This is a genomic window from Streptomyces sp. NPDC053665 (genome assembly GCF_055585285.1).
On the sequence record NZ_JBVJKK010000009.1, the window covers coordinates 1 to 15,598 of the forward strand.

Below are 15,598 nucleotides of genomic sequence, written 5' to 3' on the forward strand. Positions count from 1 at the left end.
GTCTCGCTGAACGACGGCGCGGGCGCCCGTATCCAGGAGGGCGTCTCGGCGCTGGCCGGCTACGGCGGCATCTTCCAGCGCAACACCAAGGCCTCGGGTGTCATCCCGCAGATCAGCGTCATGCTCGGTCCGTGCGCGGGCGGTGCGGCCTACAGCCCCGCCCTGACCGACTTCGTGTTCATGGTCCGCGACACCTCGCAGATGTTCATCACCGGCCCCGACGTGGTCAAGGCGGTCACCGGCGAGGAGATCACCCAGAACGGCCTGGGCGGCGCCGACGTCCACGCCGAGACCTCCGGCGTCTGCCACTTCGCCTACGACGACGAAGAGACCTGCATCGCCGAGGTCCGCTACCTCCTCTCCCTGCTCCCGCAGAACAACCGGACCGCCCCGCCGCCGGTGCCCTGCGCGGACCCCGCGGATCGCCGGTGCGAGGCGCTGACGCGGCTGGTGCCGGCCGACGGTCATCAGCCCTACGACATGTGCACGGTGATCGAGGAGATCGTCGACGACGGCGAGTACCTGGAGGTCCACGAGCGCTGGGCGCGCAACGTCGTCTGCGCGCTGGCGCGGCTGGACGGGCAGGTGGTCGGCATCGTCGCCAACCAGCCGCAGGCGCTGGCCGGGGTGCTGGACATCGAGGCCTCCGAGAAGGCGGCCCGCTTCGTGCAGTGGTGCGACTCCTTCAACGTCCCGCTCGTGACGCTGGTGGACGTCCCCGGCTTCCTGCCCGGCGTGGGCCAGGAGCACGGCGGGATCATCCGGCACGGCGCGAAGCTGCTGTACGCCTACTGCAACGCCACCGTGCCCCGGGTCTCGCTGATCCTGCGCAAGGCCTACGGTGGCGCCTACATCGTCATGGACAGCCAGTCCATCGGCGCCGACCTCACCTACGCCTGGCCGACGAACGAGATCGCGGTCATGGGCGCCGAGGGCGCGGCCAACGTCATCTTCCGGCGCCGGATCGCCGAGGCGGACGACCCCGAGGCCGTGCGGCAGAAGGTGGTCAAGGAGTACAAGTCCGAGCTGATGCACCCCTACTACGCGGCCGAACGCGGCCTGGTCGACGACGTCATCGACCCCGCGGAGACCCGCGGGGTCCTCGTCGGCGCCCTCGCGATGCTGCGGGCCAAGCACGCCGACCTGCCCTCCCGCAAGCACGGCAACCCGCCGCAGTGAACCGACGAACGACGCGGTGCACGGCAGGCCCTCCGCCCCGGAGCGCCACCCGTGCACCGGAGGCAGGAGACGATTGATGGTCAAGCAGGAGCGAGCGGCCCGTACCCGCCAGGCTCTGATCCGTGCCGGAGCCGAAGTGTTCGCGCAGGAGGGCTTCGCGCGCGCCTCGCTGACGACGATCAGCCGGCAAGCGGGGGTGAGCAACGGCGCCCTGCACTTCCACTTCCCGAACAAGCAGGCGCTGACGCAGGCCGTCATGGCGCAGGCGCTCGATACCGTGCGGCAGATCGTGCGGGACGCCGGAGCCCGGGACGAAGGCCCGCTCCAGACGCTGGTCGAGGGCACCCACCGGTTGATGGACCGGATCGGGCACGACGTCGTCGTACGGGCCGGGTTCGGGCTCTCCGACGATCCGCTCGGGGGGCGGGAGCCGGTGCTGCGGCTCGAATGGCAGCGCTGGGTGGAGCACGTGCTGCGCCAGGCCGAGGAGGACGGCCATCTCGGCGAAGGGATCTCGGCCGGCGACGCCGTCGTCGCCGTCGTGGCCGCCACCGTCGGCCTCGAGGTGCTGGGCGGCACCGACCGGGCGTGGTTGTCGCCCGAGACGGTGACCCGGCTGTGGGACGTCCTCCTGCCCCGGCTGACGGGGCACGGTCGAGACGACTCCTGAAACAGTCCACGCGGTCTGCTATTCGGATCTTCGTGCGTACGTGCAGGTCCGCAGCGGTGTCCGTGCACGCACTGACCGCTCGTCTCGCTCGGAAAAGGCCAGCTCAAGCGGCTGTCGAGTGCCACTGGAGCGGCTCCAGAGAAAAAAACAGCGCGGATGGTTTGGTATTGACAAACCATCCGCCCCGTTTTTTACTGGGAGCCCGGTAGCGGGACAGGGGAGACGACATGGACATCGCAGTACTGGGCGCACTCGACGTCAGGGAGAACGGGGTCTCGGTCACCCCGACGGCACCCAAACCGCGCCAGGTGCTGGCGCTGCTCGCCCTGCACGCCGACCAGGTGGTGCCCGTCGCCACGCTGATCGAGGAACTGTGGGGCGGGCAGCCCCCGCGCAGTGCGCGCACCACGCTGCAGACCTACGTACTGCAGCTGCGCGAGATGATCTCGGCCGCTGTCGCCCGTGACGCGGAAGGAGCCCCGGCGCGCACCGCCAAGGACGTGCTCGTCACCTCGCCGGGGGGCTACCTCCTCCACACCCGGGGCGGTGCCAGCGACGTCCGCGAGTTCGAGCGGCTGGCCGGCACCGGGTACCGGGCCATGGACGCGGGCGACTTCACCGGCGCGGCCCGGCAGTTGCGCGACGCGCTGTCGCTGTGGACCGGCTCCGCGCTCGCCGATGTGCAGACCGGCGCGCAGCTGGAGATGGAGACCCGGCGGCTGGAGGAGACCCGGCTGTGCGCCCTCGACCAGCGCATCGAGGCCGACCTGCGGCTGGGCCGCCATCGCGAACTGCTCGGCGAGCTGACCGTCCTGGTCAGCCGCTACCGCACCCACGAGACCCTGCACGGGCAGCTCATGCTGGCGCTGCACCGCTCCGGCCGCCGCAGCGAGGCTCTCGACGTCTATGCCCGGTTGCGCACCGCCCTGGTGCGGGAGTTGGGCCTCGAACCCTCCGCCGGGCTGCGCCGGATGCAGCGCTCGATCCTCATGGCCGGGCCCGAGTCGGCCCTGCTCGCTCCGGCCGGCGGCGAGCGGCTCAGCCGGGTCGGCTGACCCCGCAGCCGGCCGCCATCAGCTCCGCAGTCGAGGAGAGGGGCCCGCGATGCAGGCCAGGTCACAACGGACGCGGCACAGGCTCGTCCGGGCAGGTGCGCACGCGTTCGACCGCAACGGCTACGCCAGCGCCACACTGGGGCAGATCGCGCAGGAGGCCGGACTGACCAAGGGGGCGCTGTACTTCCACTTCGCCTCCAAGGAAGGACTGGCCGACGCCGTCCAGGAGCAGGGCCGGATCCTGCTGCGCGACTTCGTCCAGGGCCGGCAGGAGGCCGGGGCGGCGCCGGTGCAGGCGCTGATCGACCTGACGCACTGGCTGGCCTGGGTGCTCCACGAGGATCCGGTGATCCGCGCCAGCTTCCGCATCACCAGCGAACGCAGCGGGCGGCAACCGCCCGTCACCGACTTCCACCAGGTGTGGATCACCGAGGTGCTCCAGCTCGTCGACCTCGCCCGCGAGGCCGGCCATCTGCACGAACACCTCCGCCCGGACGGTCCCGAGACACTGACGTCGGCGGCGGTGTGCGGCATCGGCGTGCTGTCCGGCACCGGGCTCTCGCGTCCCGAACTGCGCCGCAGAGTGGCGGCGTTGTGGGATCCGCTGCTGACGGCCCTGGTCCCGGCCGGGGACACCGGCCGCTACGACGTCCGCGCCTCGGCGCTGGCCGCCCAGCTCACCCCGGTCGCCTGAGCGGCGGGCGGCATTCCTTCCTCGCGGACCGGACAGGCACCCGCGCCGCACCTCGCGCAGCAACCGTCCGCGGCCCCCACTCCCCTCTTCCCTGTTTCCGTCGTCGGCCGGCCGGGACGGACGGACCCCTGGAGTCAAGCCATGCCCGACCACAGCGTCACACCCCCCGGCGAGGTGTCCACCGATCTGATGCAGGACCTCGTGGTCATGCTCGCCACCGTGCTGCGTCTGAGGAGCGAACGGATCGACGTCACGCAGACCTTCAGGTCGCTCGGCCTGGACTCCCTGCTCACCGTCGAGTTCGTCGCCACCGTCAACGCCCGCTACGGCACGGCGGTCAAACCGGACGCGCTCTTCGACCACCCCACGCTGCTCGAACTGGCCCGGCACGTCGCCCGGGAGCGGGGGCTGCCCGGTGAGGCGCCCTTCGAGGAGCCCGTCACCCACCCGGCCGCGCTCGCCATGGCGACGGCACCCGTGCCCGCCCCGCCGAGGGCGCCCGTGCCCGCCGCAGGAGCGGTGCTGGACGTGCTGCGCGAGGAGATCGCCCGCATCCTGTGCTGCGACCCCTGGGACATCGACCCCGGTGCCCCCTTCAACGTGCTGGGTGTGGACTCCATCGTGGGCGCGCAGTTCGTGTCCACGATCAACGACATCTACGGTCTGCACGAGCGCGCCGTCACCCTCTACGACCACCCGGACCTGGCCGCCCTGGCCGCGCACGTCGTCTCCGCCACGGCCGCGGGCACCGCGACCCGCCGGCCCGCGCCAGCCGTCTTGCCCGCCCCGGAAGCCCTGCCCGCCCCGGAAGCCCTGCCCGAAGCAGCCCCGCCCGGCGGCGTCATGGGTCTCGAAGCGCTCCTCGACGCCGTGCGCGAGGACCGGATCTCCGTCGACGACGCGCTCGGCCTGCTGCGCCCCGGGTCCTGAACGGACAGAACACCCATGGACGAACGCGAGATACTCACCCGCTTCAAGGCCGGCACGCTGGACCGCGCGCAAGCCACTCGGCTGCTGGGCGGCGCGGCGGCCCCGGCGCCCGCGGCGGCCCGGAAGCCGCCCGAGCTGCCGCGCACCGAGGTATCGGCACCCCCCGGCCCACCTGCCACGGACGGCCGGTACGCCGTCGTCGGCCTCGCCGGACGCTATCCCCTGGCCGACGACCCGCACGCCCTGTTCGAGAACCTGTGCGCCGGCCGCGACACCGCCCGCGGCGCGCCCCCCGACCGACCCGGCCCGTCCCTGCTCGCTGCGGGACGGCGCGGCCACTTCCTGGACGGCGTCGAGCAGTTCGACGCCGCGTTCTTCGGCCTGACCCCTCGCGAGGGCGCCCTGCTCGACCCCCAGGCCCGGCTGCTGCTGGAGAGCGCCTGGCTGGCCCTGGAGGACGCCGGCTGCACCGGGGCCCGGCTGGACGCCCTGACCGGCCCGGGCGGCGTGCCGCGCGCCGTCGGTTTCTTCGCCGGCGTCGGCTCCGCGGACTACGCGCTGCTCGCCGCCGAGGGCCGGGGGCGCGGTCTGCGCGAGATGCCCCGCGGTTCCCACGGGAGGCCGCCCGGCAGACTCGCGGCGATGCTGGGGCTGAGCGGGCCGGGGCAGGCGGTCGACACCGGCGCCTGCTCGGCCCTCACCGCCGTCCACCTGGCCGTCGCGTCGCTGGAGCGCGGTGAGTGCGCGGCGGCCGTCGCCGGCGGCGTCGAACTGCTGCTGCACCCCTCGCGGGCCGGTGACGGCGCCGGGGAAGGAGTGGGCGCCGTGGTGCTCAAGCGGCTCGACCGGGCGCTGCGTGACGGGGACCGGGTGCACGCCGTCGTGCGTGACACCTACAGCGCCTACCGGCCCGCCGCCTCCCGCCACCCCGCGGGTGACGACATCCCCCGCGGGGCCGGTGGCTTCCGGCCGCGCGTCACCCGCGCCACGCTCGCCCGGCACGTCGGTGACGCCGGCGCGGCCCTGGGCATCGCGGGTCTGACCGCCGCCGTGCTCCAGGCGCGGCACGGGGTGATCGCCCCGGCCGGGCCGGGGGAGGAGCCCGTGCCGTGGCAGCGGGCCCGGGACGAGCACGGGCGCGACCTGCCGCGTGCCGCCACGGTCGAGGTGGACGACGGCGACGGGCTCGTCGCCGGGGCGGTCGTCGAGGAGTTCTCGTCCCCGCCCGCCGCGGCACCGGCGGAGGCGGACGGCACGGAGCAGCTCGTCCTGCTGTCCGCGCCCACCCCCGCACACCTCGTGGCCGGCGCCGCCCGGCTGGCCGACTGGCTGGAGGCACCGGGGCAGGACGCCGGCGCCCCGCTGCTCGCCCAGGTCGCGCGGCACCTGCGGGCCGGGCGGGCCGCCCTGCCCTGCCGGATCGCCGTCCTGGCCGCCGACGTGCCCGAACTGCTCGCCGCGCTGCGGGCGTTCGCCGACAGCGGCAAGGCCGGCGGGGGCCTGCGCCATGCCGATCTGCGCGACGGCGCCGACCCGCTGCACCTGGGTCAGGCCCCCGAGACCCGTGACTACCTCGCGGCGCTCTGGCGCAGCGGGCGGATCGAACAGCTCACCCGGCTGTGGCTGAGCGGCGTCGACCCCGACTGGGCCGCGCTGGAGGGCCCGGCGGCGGGTGGGCCGGCGCTGCCCCCGCCGTCGGTGTTCCTGCGGCGGGCCCTGTGGCTGGACGCGGGGGAGCGCACCGGATGACCCCCACGCCCACGGCGTCGCAGCACCCCCCCGGCCACCCGGGGCCGCCGGACGAGACGGTGAAGCTGTGGTTCTGCCCGAACGAGGAACTGGCGCCGGGCATCGCGGCCACCCTGGCCACGCACTGGCTGGACGAGCACGAGCAGGAGATTGCAGGAAGGTTTCTCTTCGAACGGGACCGGCGCCAGTACCTCGTCGCCCACACCCTCGTACGGCGGGTGCTGGCCCTGGAGAGCGGGGTGCCGGAGCCCGAGGCGGTGATCTGGCGCTCCTCGCGCGGCCGGCCGTTCCTGCAGAAGCCGCCGGAGGGACTGCCCCGGGGAGGACGCGAACTGGACTTCAACCTCTCCCACTCCCAGGGGCACAACCTGGTCGGCGTGGTGCGGCGCCACCGCATCGGCGTCGACGTGGAGCGGCTCGACCGGGGCGACAAGGGCCTGGACACCATCGTGGAGACCTTCGCCGCGGAGGAACGCCACTGGGTGGCCCGGGCCGCTCCGGGCCGGCCGCGCGACCGGAGGGCCCTGCGGCTGTGGACCCTGAAGGAGGCGTACTCCAAGGCGCGCGGACTGGGTCTCGGGCTGCCCTTCGACTCGTTCTCCTTCACGCTCGCCGAGGACCGCGGGGTGACCGGATTCCGGCCGCCCGGCAACGACCACGAACGCTGGTGGCGCTTCGTGGAGCTGGAGCCGGTGCCCGACGTGGTGGCCGCCGTGGCCGTCCTGGCCGGCCCCGGGGCGCCGCCCGTCCTCCAGCTCCACCACGGCTTCCCCTGGGGCCGCGCCGCGCCGCGGCTGGTGCCCCTGCCCGAGCCCGTGGCCGTACCGGTGTGAGAGGTGACCCAGGGCCGCGCCCGGCGTTCGAACGGGCCGGCCCCAGGTCGGAAGGCCACCTGTGGAAGGTCGCTCGAACGCGGGTGGAGATTACGGGGCGCGCCCCCCGAACAGAGCTAGCGTGCTACACGGCCGACGGCTTCCAGCCACGAGTGGAACCACCCACTCAACCGGTACGGGGAGGAAACTGTGGAGATACAGGTTCTGGGTCCATTGAGCGCCGACGTCAACGGGATCTCGATCGTCCCGACCGCGGGCAAACCGAGGCAGCTCCTCGCCCTGCTCGCCTTCTACCCGGGCCGGGTCATGACCGTGCCCACGCTCATGGAGGAGATCTGGGGCACCGACATGCCGCAGAGCGCCATGACGACCATGCAGACGTACATCCTTCAGCTGCGCCGCCGCCTCGGTACCGCCATGGGCCCGGACGCCCCCGGCACCGCCAAGGAGGTGCTGGCCACCCGGCACGGCGGGTACCTGCTCCAGATCCCGCCCGAGAGCGTCGACGTGCACCGCTACGAGCAACTGGCGACCGCCGGTCAGAGTGCGTTCGAGGAGGGCGACGACGCCCGGGCCGCCGGGCTGTTCCGGGACGCGCTGGCCATGTGGCAGGGACCGGCGCTGGTGGACGTCCGCGTGGGGCCGATCCTGGAGATCGAGGTGCTGCGGCTCGAGGAGAGCCGCCTGGGCACCGTGGAGCGCCGTATCGACGCCGACCTCCGGCTCGGCCGGCACGCCGAACTCATCGCGGAGCTGACGGACCTGGTGGCCCGTCACCCGCAGCACGAGGGCCTGCACTCGCAGGCCATGGTGGCGCTGTACCGCTCGGGCCGGCAGGCCACCGCGCTGGACGTCTACCGGCGGCTGCGCGGCCGGCTGATCGAGGAACTGGGCGTCGAGCCCTCGCCGCAGCTGCAACGGCTGCACCAGGCGATGCTCACCGTCGACCCGGCACTCGACCAGGTCTGCGGAGAGCGCCGCACCTCCACCTTCAACCTGTTCGCCGCCTGACCTGGGAGCGGCCCGGCCCGCGGTGCGGACCTCGGGGACGCCGGATCCGCGGGACGGGCCCGGGTTCGGCGTCGGGTGAGGCGGGCCGCCGGCCGGGGGCCGTGGTCCCGGTCGGCCGCCGGCCCCGCCGTCCCCGGCACAGATCGAGCACTCTTCGAACCTTCCTCAAGTGCTTCGGCAGACCGTGAGTGGTGCCGAGCGGTGCACGCGCCGCCCCCGCCGAGCCCCGGAGGAGAACGAGCCGTGCCCGACTTCACCTACCCCGAGCTTCCGGTGGACGGGCTGCTGCGCACGGCAGCCGAGCGCCATCCGCACCGACTCGCCCTGCGCACCGCCCACGAGGCCCTGACCTTCGGCGAACTGGCCGTCCGGGCCGAGCGGATCGCCGCGTTCGTGGCGCAGGCCACCGGCGGCCGCCCCGGCGCCCGGGTCGCCGTCGCCAATGTCCTCGACCCCGTCTTCGCCGCCGCCTACCACGGCGTGATCGGCGCCGGTGCGACGGTGGTCCTGGTCAACCCGCTGATGGGGGAGGACGGACTGCGGCACGTGTGCGCCGCCTCCGGAGCCGAGCTGGCGCTGGTCCCGGCGGCGACCGCGGGCTCGTTGGCGAAGATGCGGCGTCTGCTGCCCTCGCTCGCCACCATCGCCGTGACGGACTCCCCGGCGGCACTGGTGCCACCCGGCTGCGTGGCGTTGCACACCGCCCTCGAGGAGGCGCCCGCCACCGGCGGCCGGCCGCCCGCCGACCTGGACGACGTCGCCTGCGTGCAGTTCACCACGGGGACCACCGGCCGCCCCAGAGGAGTGCGGCTCACCCACCGCAACGTGGTCGCCAACGCGCGGCAGACCGCGCTCGCCCACCTGCTGGGCAGCGACTCGGTCACCGTGAACCACCTGCCGCTGTACCACGTGATGCACCTCAACTCGGCCCTGTCCGCGGGCGCCTGCCAGGTGCTGTGCACCGATCCCGACCCGCTGGTCTCGCTGGCCGTGGCCGCGGGCACCGGCGCCACCCACTACTACGGGCTGCCCGCACGACTGCACCGCCTGGCAGCCGACGACCGCCTGCCCGGCACGCCGCCGCCGGCCCGGGGCGGCCCCCGGCTCACCGCCGTCCTCTCCGGCGGCTCACGGCTGCGCCCCGACGCCGCCACCACACTGCGCGACCTGCTGCGGGTACCGGTGATCCAGGGCTACGGCATGGCCGAACTGTCCCCGCTCACCCACTGCCAGCGGCCCGGCCTGGACCGGCCCGGAGCGGTCGGCGTCCCGGTGCCCGGCACCCGGTGCCGACTGGTCGACCCGGCCACCCGCCGCCCGGTCGACGTCTGGTCCACCGGGGAGGTGCAGGTCAAAGGCCCGCAGCTGATGGCCGGCTACCTCGGTGAGGACACCCCCGCCCGCACCGACGCGGACGGCTGGTTCTCCACCGGCGACATCGGCTACATCGACGGCGACGGAGCGCTGCGGCTGGTCGACCGGGCCGACGACATCTTCAAGTACGACAACGAGATCGTCTCGCCCAGCCGGATCGAGGAGATCCTCGCCACCGATCCGCGGGTCGCCGACTGCCTGGTCGCCGACTGGCCCGACGACACCCACGGCGGGCTCGTCTGGGCGGGCATCGTGCTGCGCGACACCCCTGGATCCGGCGGCACCCCCGGATCCGGCGGCACCCCCGGATCCGGCGGCACCCCCGGATCCGGCGACACCCACGAGGTCCTCGACGTCCTCGACTCGATCACCGCCCGCGCCAACGAGCACCTCGCCCACTTCGAGCGGATCCGGCTGACCGAGGCGCTGGACGCCGTGCCCCGCACCCCCAACGGCAAGCCCGCCCGGCGCCTGGTGCGCCGCAGGCTCGCGCAGCAGGCCGCCTGCTGACCGGCCGTCGCCCACCCCCTCCCGAGGAGCAGACCATGGTGACCTTCGTCAACAAGCTGACCGTGCACGGCGACATCGACGCCTTCCTCGCCGTCAAGGGACGGCTCACCTCCTACATGTCCGCCCAGCCCGGCTACGTCAGCCATCTGACGCTGCGTCACGCCGGTGAGCCCAACGTCTTCCTCGAACTCGCCGTGTGGAAGGACGCCGGGGCCCACCGCAGGGCCGTGCGCAGCGAGGAGTTCCAGTCCCTGGTCCAGGGTCTGGGCCCGCTGGCCACACCCGACCCGGCCCTGTACGAGATCGTCGAGGAGAGTGCCTGATGCCCGGCCGCGACCGGCCGCGGGCCGTCGTCGTCGGCGCGGGTCCCGTCGGTCTGACCGCCGCGCACGAACTCGCCCGCAGGGGCGTGCCGGTGCGGCTCGTCGACGCCGCGCCCGGGCCCGCGCCGACCAGCCGGGCCGTGGCCGTGCACCCCAGGACCCTGGAGACGTTCGCGCAGATGGGCCTGGTCGACGACCTGCTGGCGCGGGGGCGGCGCAACCGCGCCTTCACCATGTACTCCGGCGGACGGCGCCTGGTGCGGCTGGAGGCCGACTACACGACGATGCCGACGTCCTACCCGTACACGCTGATCGTCCCGCAGACCGACACCGAGGCCGTCCTGCGCCGGGCCCTGGCCCGCCTCGGCGTCGCCGTCGAGTGGGGCGTGCGGCTGACCGGCTTCGAGCAGGACGGTGACGGGGTGAGCGTCCGGCTGCGCCGGGCCGACGGCACGCACGAGAGCGTGCGGACCTCGTGGCTGGTCGGCTGCGACGGCGGCCACAGCACCGTGCGCAGACAGCTCGGCCTGGAACTGCTGGGCGAGTCCAGCGAGACGTGGATGCTCGCCGACGCGCCCGTGGTGAGCGACCTGCCGCCCGACACCATCTACTGGACCCACACCGGCGGGCACGCCCTGATGATGGTGCCCTACGCCCGCGACGGGCACTGGCGGCTGCTGGACACCGCACCCGTGCCCGAGGGCGGCACCGCGCACCTCGCGGCGAAGCTGTCCAAGGGCCTCGGACGCGCGGTCCGGGTCGGTGAGCCCGAGTGGACGTCCGTGTTCACCTTCCAGCAGCGCATGGTCCGGCGGATGCACGACGGCCGCGTGTTCGTCGCGGGTGACGCCGCCCACGTGCACAGTCCCGCTTCCGGGCAGGGCATGAACACCGGCGTGCAGGAGGCGTACAACCTCGCCTGGAAACTCGCCCAGGTCGATCGCGGCCACGCCGGTCGCGGCCTGCTCGACACCTACAGCGAGGAACGGGTGCCGATCGGCGAGGCCCTGCTGGGCTCCACCCGGACCGCGACCTTCCTCGTCCAGCTGAAGAGCCTGTTCGCGTCGGCTGCGCTGCCGCTCGTCCTCGGCGTCGTGCGCTCCGTGCCCGCGCTGCGCCGCGCCGTCCAGCGCAAGGTCCTGGGCGGCATGTCCGGCCTGCGCATCGCGTACCCCGGCTCCCCTCTGACCACCGCCGCTCGGCGCCGGCACCTGACGGGCGCGGGCAACGCGGCGGTCTCCGCGACCGTCCCGGCCCCCGGGCCCGCGCCCGGCCGGCGGATCACCGAGGCCGGAGTGCACCACCCCTCCTCGCCGGGCTGCCGGGCCCTGCACGAGGAACTGCGCGACCCGCGCTGGACGCTGCTGCACGTCGCGGGCGGCCCCGGAGCGGGCGGCGGGACCGACGCCGTGAGCCTCGATGCGGCCGTCCGGTACGGCGCGTGGCTGTCGGTGCGGACGGTGACCGGCACCCGCACCGACGGACCCGCCCCGCTGGCCGACCCCGACGCCCGGCTGAGGTCCGCGCTCGGCCTCGCGCCCGGCTCCTGGCTGCTGGTACGCCCCGACGGCTACGTCGCGGCACGCGGCGAGGACCTCACCCGGCCCGCGCTGGACCGGGCGCTGGCCCCGCTGGGTCCCGAAGCGCGGCACCCCGTCCCCGCCCCGGCCCCCATCCCCGGCGCGCACGGCGGACCGGTCGCGTCCTGACCCCCGCCCCCACTGCCGAAGTACTCGACGGACACGAAGAGAAGAGGTACCGAAGGTGGCGGCTGACCAGATGCACCGCACCTCCCACTCGGCCCGGGTGGACGCCCCGGCCGGCGTCGTCTACGGGCTGATCGCGGACGCGCGGCAGTGGCCGTTGTTCTTCCCCGAGAACGTGCACGTGGAGCGGCTGGAGTTCGACGGCGCCGCCGAACGGCTGCGGATGTGGGCGACGGCCGACGGCCGGGTCAGGTCCTGGATCTCCGAGCGCGCCCTGGACCCCGGGACGCGGAGCGTGGAATTCCGGCAGACCCACCCCCAGCTCCCGGTGACGGCGATGAACGGGCTGTGGATCGTCGAGGAACGGCCGGACCAGTCCAGCCTGCTGACGCTGCGCCACGACTACACCGTGCACGCCCCCGGCGACGCGGCCTGGGTGGAACGGCGTCTCGCCGCCAACGCCGAGGCGCAGATGGCGAGCATCGGCTCGCTCGCCGAGCGGTGGCGGCTCCTGGACGACCTCGTGCTGTCCTTCGAGGACGCCGTACGCATCGAGGCGCCGGCCGAGCACGTCCACGACTTCCTCCACCGGGTCGACCAGTGGCCCGCGCTGGTGCCGCACGTGCGACGGCTGGAGGTGACCGAGGACGTCCCCGGGGTGCAGCTCATGTCGATGGACACCCTGACCGCGGACGGGTCCGCCCACACCACCGAGTCGGTGCGCATCTGCTTCCCGCACGCCGGGCGCATCGTCTACAAGCAGACCGCGACGCCCGCCCTGATGGCAGCGCACACGGGGGAGTGGAACATCGTCCCCGACGCGGACGGGGTGACGGCCGTCGCCCAGCACAGCGTCGTGCTGCGCGAGGAGGCCGTGGAACGGGTCCTGGGCCAGGGCGCGGACCTCGCACAGGCCCGCCGCCACGTGCGCGAGGCCCTCGGACGCAACTCCACCGCGACCCTCCACCTGGCCAGGCAACACGCCGAACGCCTGACCCGGCTGGGGTGACGACGGCCGGAGCCGGGACCCACGTGGAGGCAGCACGCCATGACCGTCGAGCTGACAGACACCGCCACCTTCCCCGAGCGGCGCTTCGCCGCCCTGTACGCGCAGGCGCAGCACTTCTACCACCGGGAGATGCGAATCCTCGACACGCACGACACCGAGCGCTGGGCGGACACCTTCACCGAGGACGCCGTCCTCGAACTGCCCGGCCGTCCCAGCCCGGCGCCCGCACGGGCCGAGCTCCGCCGCTGGGCACGCGCCGGGGCGCAACGGCAGCGACGGGCCGGCGGACGCCTTCACCACTTCGTCGGCAGGCTCGACGTACGGCCCCGGGCCGACGGGTCGCTGCGCACCCGCTGCTCGGCCCTGACGTACGTCACCGCGCCCGGCGGGACTTCCCGCGTGCTGGCGGTGTGCGTCGTGGAGGACGTCCTGGTGCGCGCCGGCAGCCGCTGGCGCATCGCGCACCGCCGGGTGACCCGCGACGACCTGGACTGAACCGCGCGCACCGACCGCATCCCGGACACCGGAGCGGGCGCGTACCCGGACCGAGCACAGCGGACAGCGAGGAGGCAGCCATGCCGGACGTCGGAGCACACCGGGCAGCGCAGCCGGGCACGGACGAGATCGCCTCCAGGGCGCGGGCGGAGGCGCTGGCGATGACCGGGCAGGGCACCGGCGTGGACCGTGACCCGGCGGGCGAACTGGCCGCCGCCGCCCTGCGGACGCACCGCACGCTGGTGCGCCGGCTCGGACGGGACGTGCCGCTGGCCGCCCTCGGTCCGGGCACCGGCGTGTGCGGTCTGACCGCGTTCCTGGCGGTGTACGGCACCGAGCGTCCGCCCGTCGGCGACGGCGGCGCGACACAGCGGTGAACTCGGCCGATATGTCGATGAGTTGACACGGGCCCACGCGGGACGCTCCGGGTGCGCGGACCGGCGCCCGCCGGTGTCGAGCGTGGCCCCGGCGCTGTGACCAGCACCGGGGCCGCGGCGCATGACGCCGGCGTCCGCCTCACGCGACCGGGGACGCTTCCTCCAGTGGCTGGCTGTGCCCCAGTTCCCGCTCCGCCCGCCGCAGGACGACCGAATCGGCGATCTCCCCGCTGCGCACCGCGATGTTCGACAGCAGCGCCGACGACAGGCCGTGGGTGTGCTCGGTCCCGCCCTGCAGATAGACGCCGCACGCCAGAGCCGTGGACGAGACGAGGCGGTAGTCGCGCTCCACCCGGTGCCGGCCGGACGCGTCGCGGAGGAAGTGCCGGTCGAAGTCACCGAGCAGCCGGGCCGGGTCCAGGCCGTCGTAGCCACTGGCGAACACCAGGGCGTCCACGGCGAGTTCCTCGGTGTGCTCGTCCAGCACCGAGCACAGCGTCACCCGTGTCTCGTTGTCCCGCCGCTTCACCTCCGACACCCGGGTCAGGTTGCGGACGTGCAACCGCCGCACACCGCGCACCTCCTCGTCGTACACCCGCTGGTACAGGGCCCGGATGACGTCGGCGTCGACCACCGAGTAGTTGGTGTTGCGGTGGTAGCGCCAGAACGCCTCGCGGCCCTGCTCGGTGCCGAAGTAGTACGCGTCCACCGCGCCGGGGTCGAACACCTGGTTGGCGAAGGGGGTGTCGTCGGCGACGGAGTAGCCGTACGAGGGGATGATCGCGTGGACCTCGGCGTGCGGCAGCTCGTCGTGGAGGAACCGGGTGATCTCGGCCGCGCTCTGCCCGGCGCCGACCACCGCCACGCTCCCGAGGTCCCGCGGGTCGTGCGCGTGGAACCTGCGGAGGAACTCGGAGCTGTGCCAGACCCGGTCGTCGGCCGTCACGCCCTGGGGCAGGCGCGGCACCAGGCCCGTGGAGACGACCACGTTGCGCGCGGTGACCGTGCGGGTCGTGCCGTCGCCGGTGCGCACCTCGACGCGCAGCAGTTCGGGCGGTGCCGACCCGTCGGTGACCGGCCGGACCGAGGTGACCTCGGTGCCGTAGCCCACCCGGTCGCGAAATGCGTCGGCCGCCCACTCCAGGTACTGGTGGAATTCCTGGCGGGTCGGATAGAAGTCCTGGTTGTTCACGAACTGCACGAGCCGGTTCTTGGCGTGCAGATAGGAGACGAAACTGAACCGGGACAGCGGGTTCCGGAAGGTCGCCAGATCCTTGAGGAACGAGATCTGCATCGTCGTCGACGGCAGCAGCATGTTCCGGTGCCAGCCGAATGACGGCTGGCGTTCGAAGAATTGGAATCGGACGGGCTGTTGCGGAGCGCTCGCCCCATGCTCCTCCAGGGCGATCGCGAGTGACAGGTTGGACGGGCCGAACCCGATTCCGACCAGGTCGTAGATCTCTTGGTCACGGCTACCCGTTATGCCCATAGAAAATTCTCCCGATTGCGTCTGGAAAACTCGGCCGGCGGCCCGAGGCATCGCTGTGCAGTGTGGCTCGGACGACATCTCGAAGGCAACTGGAGGACGGCTCGAGTCTCGCTGGAGCGACGGCACTTCCGGAAGCGTTGTCCTGCCGGCGGGACATCGTTACGGTCGGCCCGGATTCTCGAAATCCGACGGAA

15 protein-coding genes are annotated in these 15,598 nt (G+C 73.6%); 14 read left to right on the plus strand and 1 reads right to left on the minus strand.

Annotated elements, in window-relative coordinates:
* The 14 genes from ACZ6ZN_RS30075 to ACZ6ZN_RS30140 form a co-directional block, all read left to right on the plus strand.
* Positions 1-1,179, plus strand: a 1,179-nt coding sequence (locus ACZ6ZN_RS30075; protein ID WP_469651086.1) for an acyl-CoA carboxylase subunit beta, incomplete at its 5' end; no start/stop codon positions are given.
* A gap of 76 nt (positions 1,180-1,255) precedes the next feature.
* Positions 1,256-1,849: a ScbR family autoregulator-binding transcription factor gene (locus tag ACZ6ZN_RS30080; RefSeq protein WP_469651088.1), complete on the plus strand. Its 594-nt coding sequence runs from the start codon at positions 1,256-1,258 to the stop codon at positions 1,847-1,849.
* Between the two features lie 227 nt (positions 1,850-2,076).
* Positions 2,077-2,904 (plus strand): AfsR/SARP family transcriptional regulator, encoded by an 828-nt coding sequence (locus tag ACZ6ZN_RS30085; protein ID WP_469651091.1) that lies wholly within the window; start codon positions 2,077-2,079, stop codon positions 2,902-2,904.
* A 49-nt stretch (positions 2,905-2,953) separates the two neighbouring features.
* Complete coding sequence (locus tag ACZ6ZN_RS30090; RefSeq protein WP_451878726.1) at positions 2,954-3,598, plus strand: ScbR family autoregulator-binding transcription factor; 645 nt, start codon at positions 2,954-2,956, stop codon at positions 3,596-3,598.
* Between the two features lie 141 nt (positions 3,599-3,739).
* Positions 3,740-4,528 carry an acyl carrier protein gene (locus tag ACZ6ZN_RS30095; protein ID WP_469651093.1) on the plus strand — a complete coding sequence of 263 codons (789 nt, stop codon included), beginning with the start codon at positions 3,740-3,742 and terminating at the stop codon, positions 4,526-4,528.
* Positions 4,529-4,543: 15 nt separating this feature from the next.
* A complete protein-coding gene (locus ACZ6ZN_RS30100) occupies positions 4,544-6,277 on the plus strand; it encodes a beta-ketoacyl [acyl carrier protein] synthase domain-containing protein (RefSeq protein WP_469651095.1) in 1,734 nt (577 codons plus the stop codon).
* Positions 6,274-7,110, plus strand: coding sequence for a 4'-phosphopantetheinyl transferase family protein (locus ACZ6ZN_RS30105; RefSeq protein WP_451878723.1), 837 nt, complete (start codon positions 6,274-6,276; stop codon positions 7,108-7,110). The genes ACZ6ZN_RS30100 and ACZ6ZN_RS30105 overlap by 4 nt, the downstream gene beginning before the upstream one ends.
* Positions 7,111-7,299: 189 nt before the next feature.
* A complete protein-coding gene (locus ACZ6ZN_RS30110) occupies positions 7,300-8,121 on the plus strand; it encodes an AfsR/SARP family transcriptional regulator (RefSeq protein ID WP_398107171.1) in 822 nt (273 codons plus the stop codon).
* 243 nt (positions 8,122-8,364) lie between these two features.
* Positions 8,365-10,005 (plus strand): class I adenylate-forming enzyme family protein, encoded by a 1,641-nt coding sequence (locus ACZ6ZN_RS30115; RefSeq protein WP_469651098.1) that lies wholly within the window; start codon positions 8,365-8,367, stop codon positions 10,003-10,005.
* Between the two features lie 35 nt (positions 10,006-10,040).
* Positions 10,041-10,328, plus strand: a complete 288-nt coding sequence (locus ACZ6ZN_RS30120) for an antibiotic biosynthesis monooxygenase family protein (protein WP_398107169.1) — start codon at positions 10,041-10,043, stop codon at positions 10,326-10,328.
* Complete coding sequence (locus tag ACZ6ZN_RS30125) at positions 10,328-12,037, plus strand: FAD-dependent oxidoreductase (protein ID WP_469651102.1); 1,710 nt, start codon at positions 10,328-10,330, stop codon at positions 12,035-12,037. The genes ACZ6ZN_RS30120 and ACZ6ZN_RS30125 overlap by 1 nt, the downstream gene beginning before the upstream one ends.
* A gap of 55 nt (positions 12,038-12,092) precedes the next feature.
* Positions 12,093-13,043, plus strand: coding sequence for an aromatase/cyclase (locus ACZ6ZN_RS30130; RefSeq protein ID WP_469651104.1), 951 nt, complete (start codon positions 12,093-12,095; stop codon positions 13,041-13,043).
* Between the two features lie 39 nt (positions 13,044-13,082).
* A complete protein-coding gene (locus tag ACZ6ZN_RS30135; protein WP_469651107.1) occupies positions 13,083-13,538 on the plus strand; it encodes a nuclear transport factor 2 family protein in 456 nt (151 codons plus the stop codon).
* 80 nt (positions 13,539-13,618) lie between these two features.
* Entirely contained in the window at positions 13,619-13,915 is a 297-nt protein-coding gene (locus tag ACZ6ZN_RS30140; RefSeq protein ID WP_469651110.1) for a hypothetical protein, read from the plus strand.
* 139 nt (positions 13,916-14,054) lie between these two features.
* On the opposite strand, the gene ACZ6ZN_RS30145 is transcribed toward ACZ6ZN_RS30140, so the two are convergent.
* Positions 14,055-15,404 (minus strand): lysine N(6)-hydroxylase/L-ornithine N(5)-oxygenase family protein, encoded by a 1,350-nt coding sequence (locus ACZ6ZN_RS30145; protein WP_469651113.1) that lies wholly within the window; start codon positions 15,402-15,404, stop codon positions 14,055-14,057.
* Positions 15,405-15,598 lie beyond the last annotated feature (194 nt).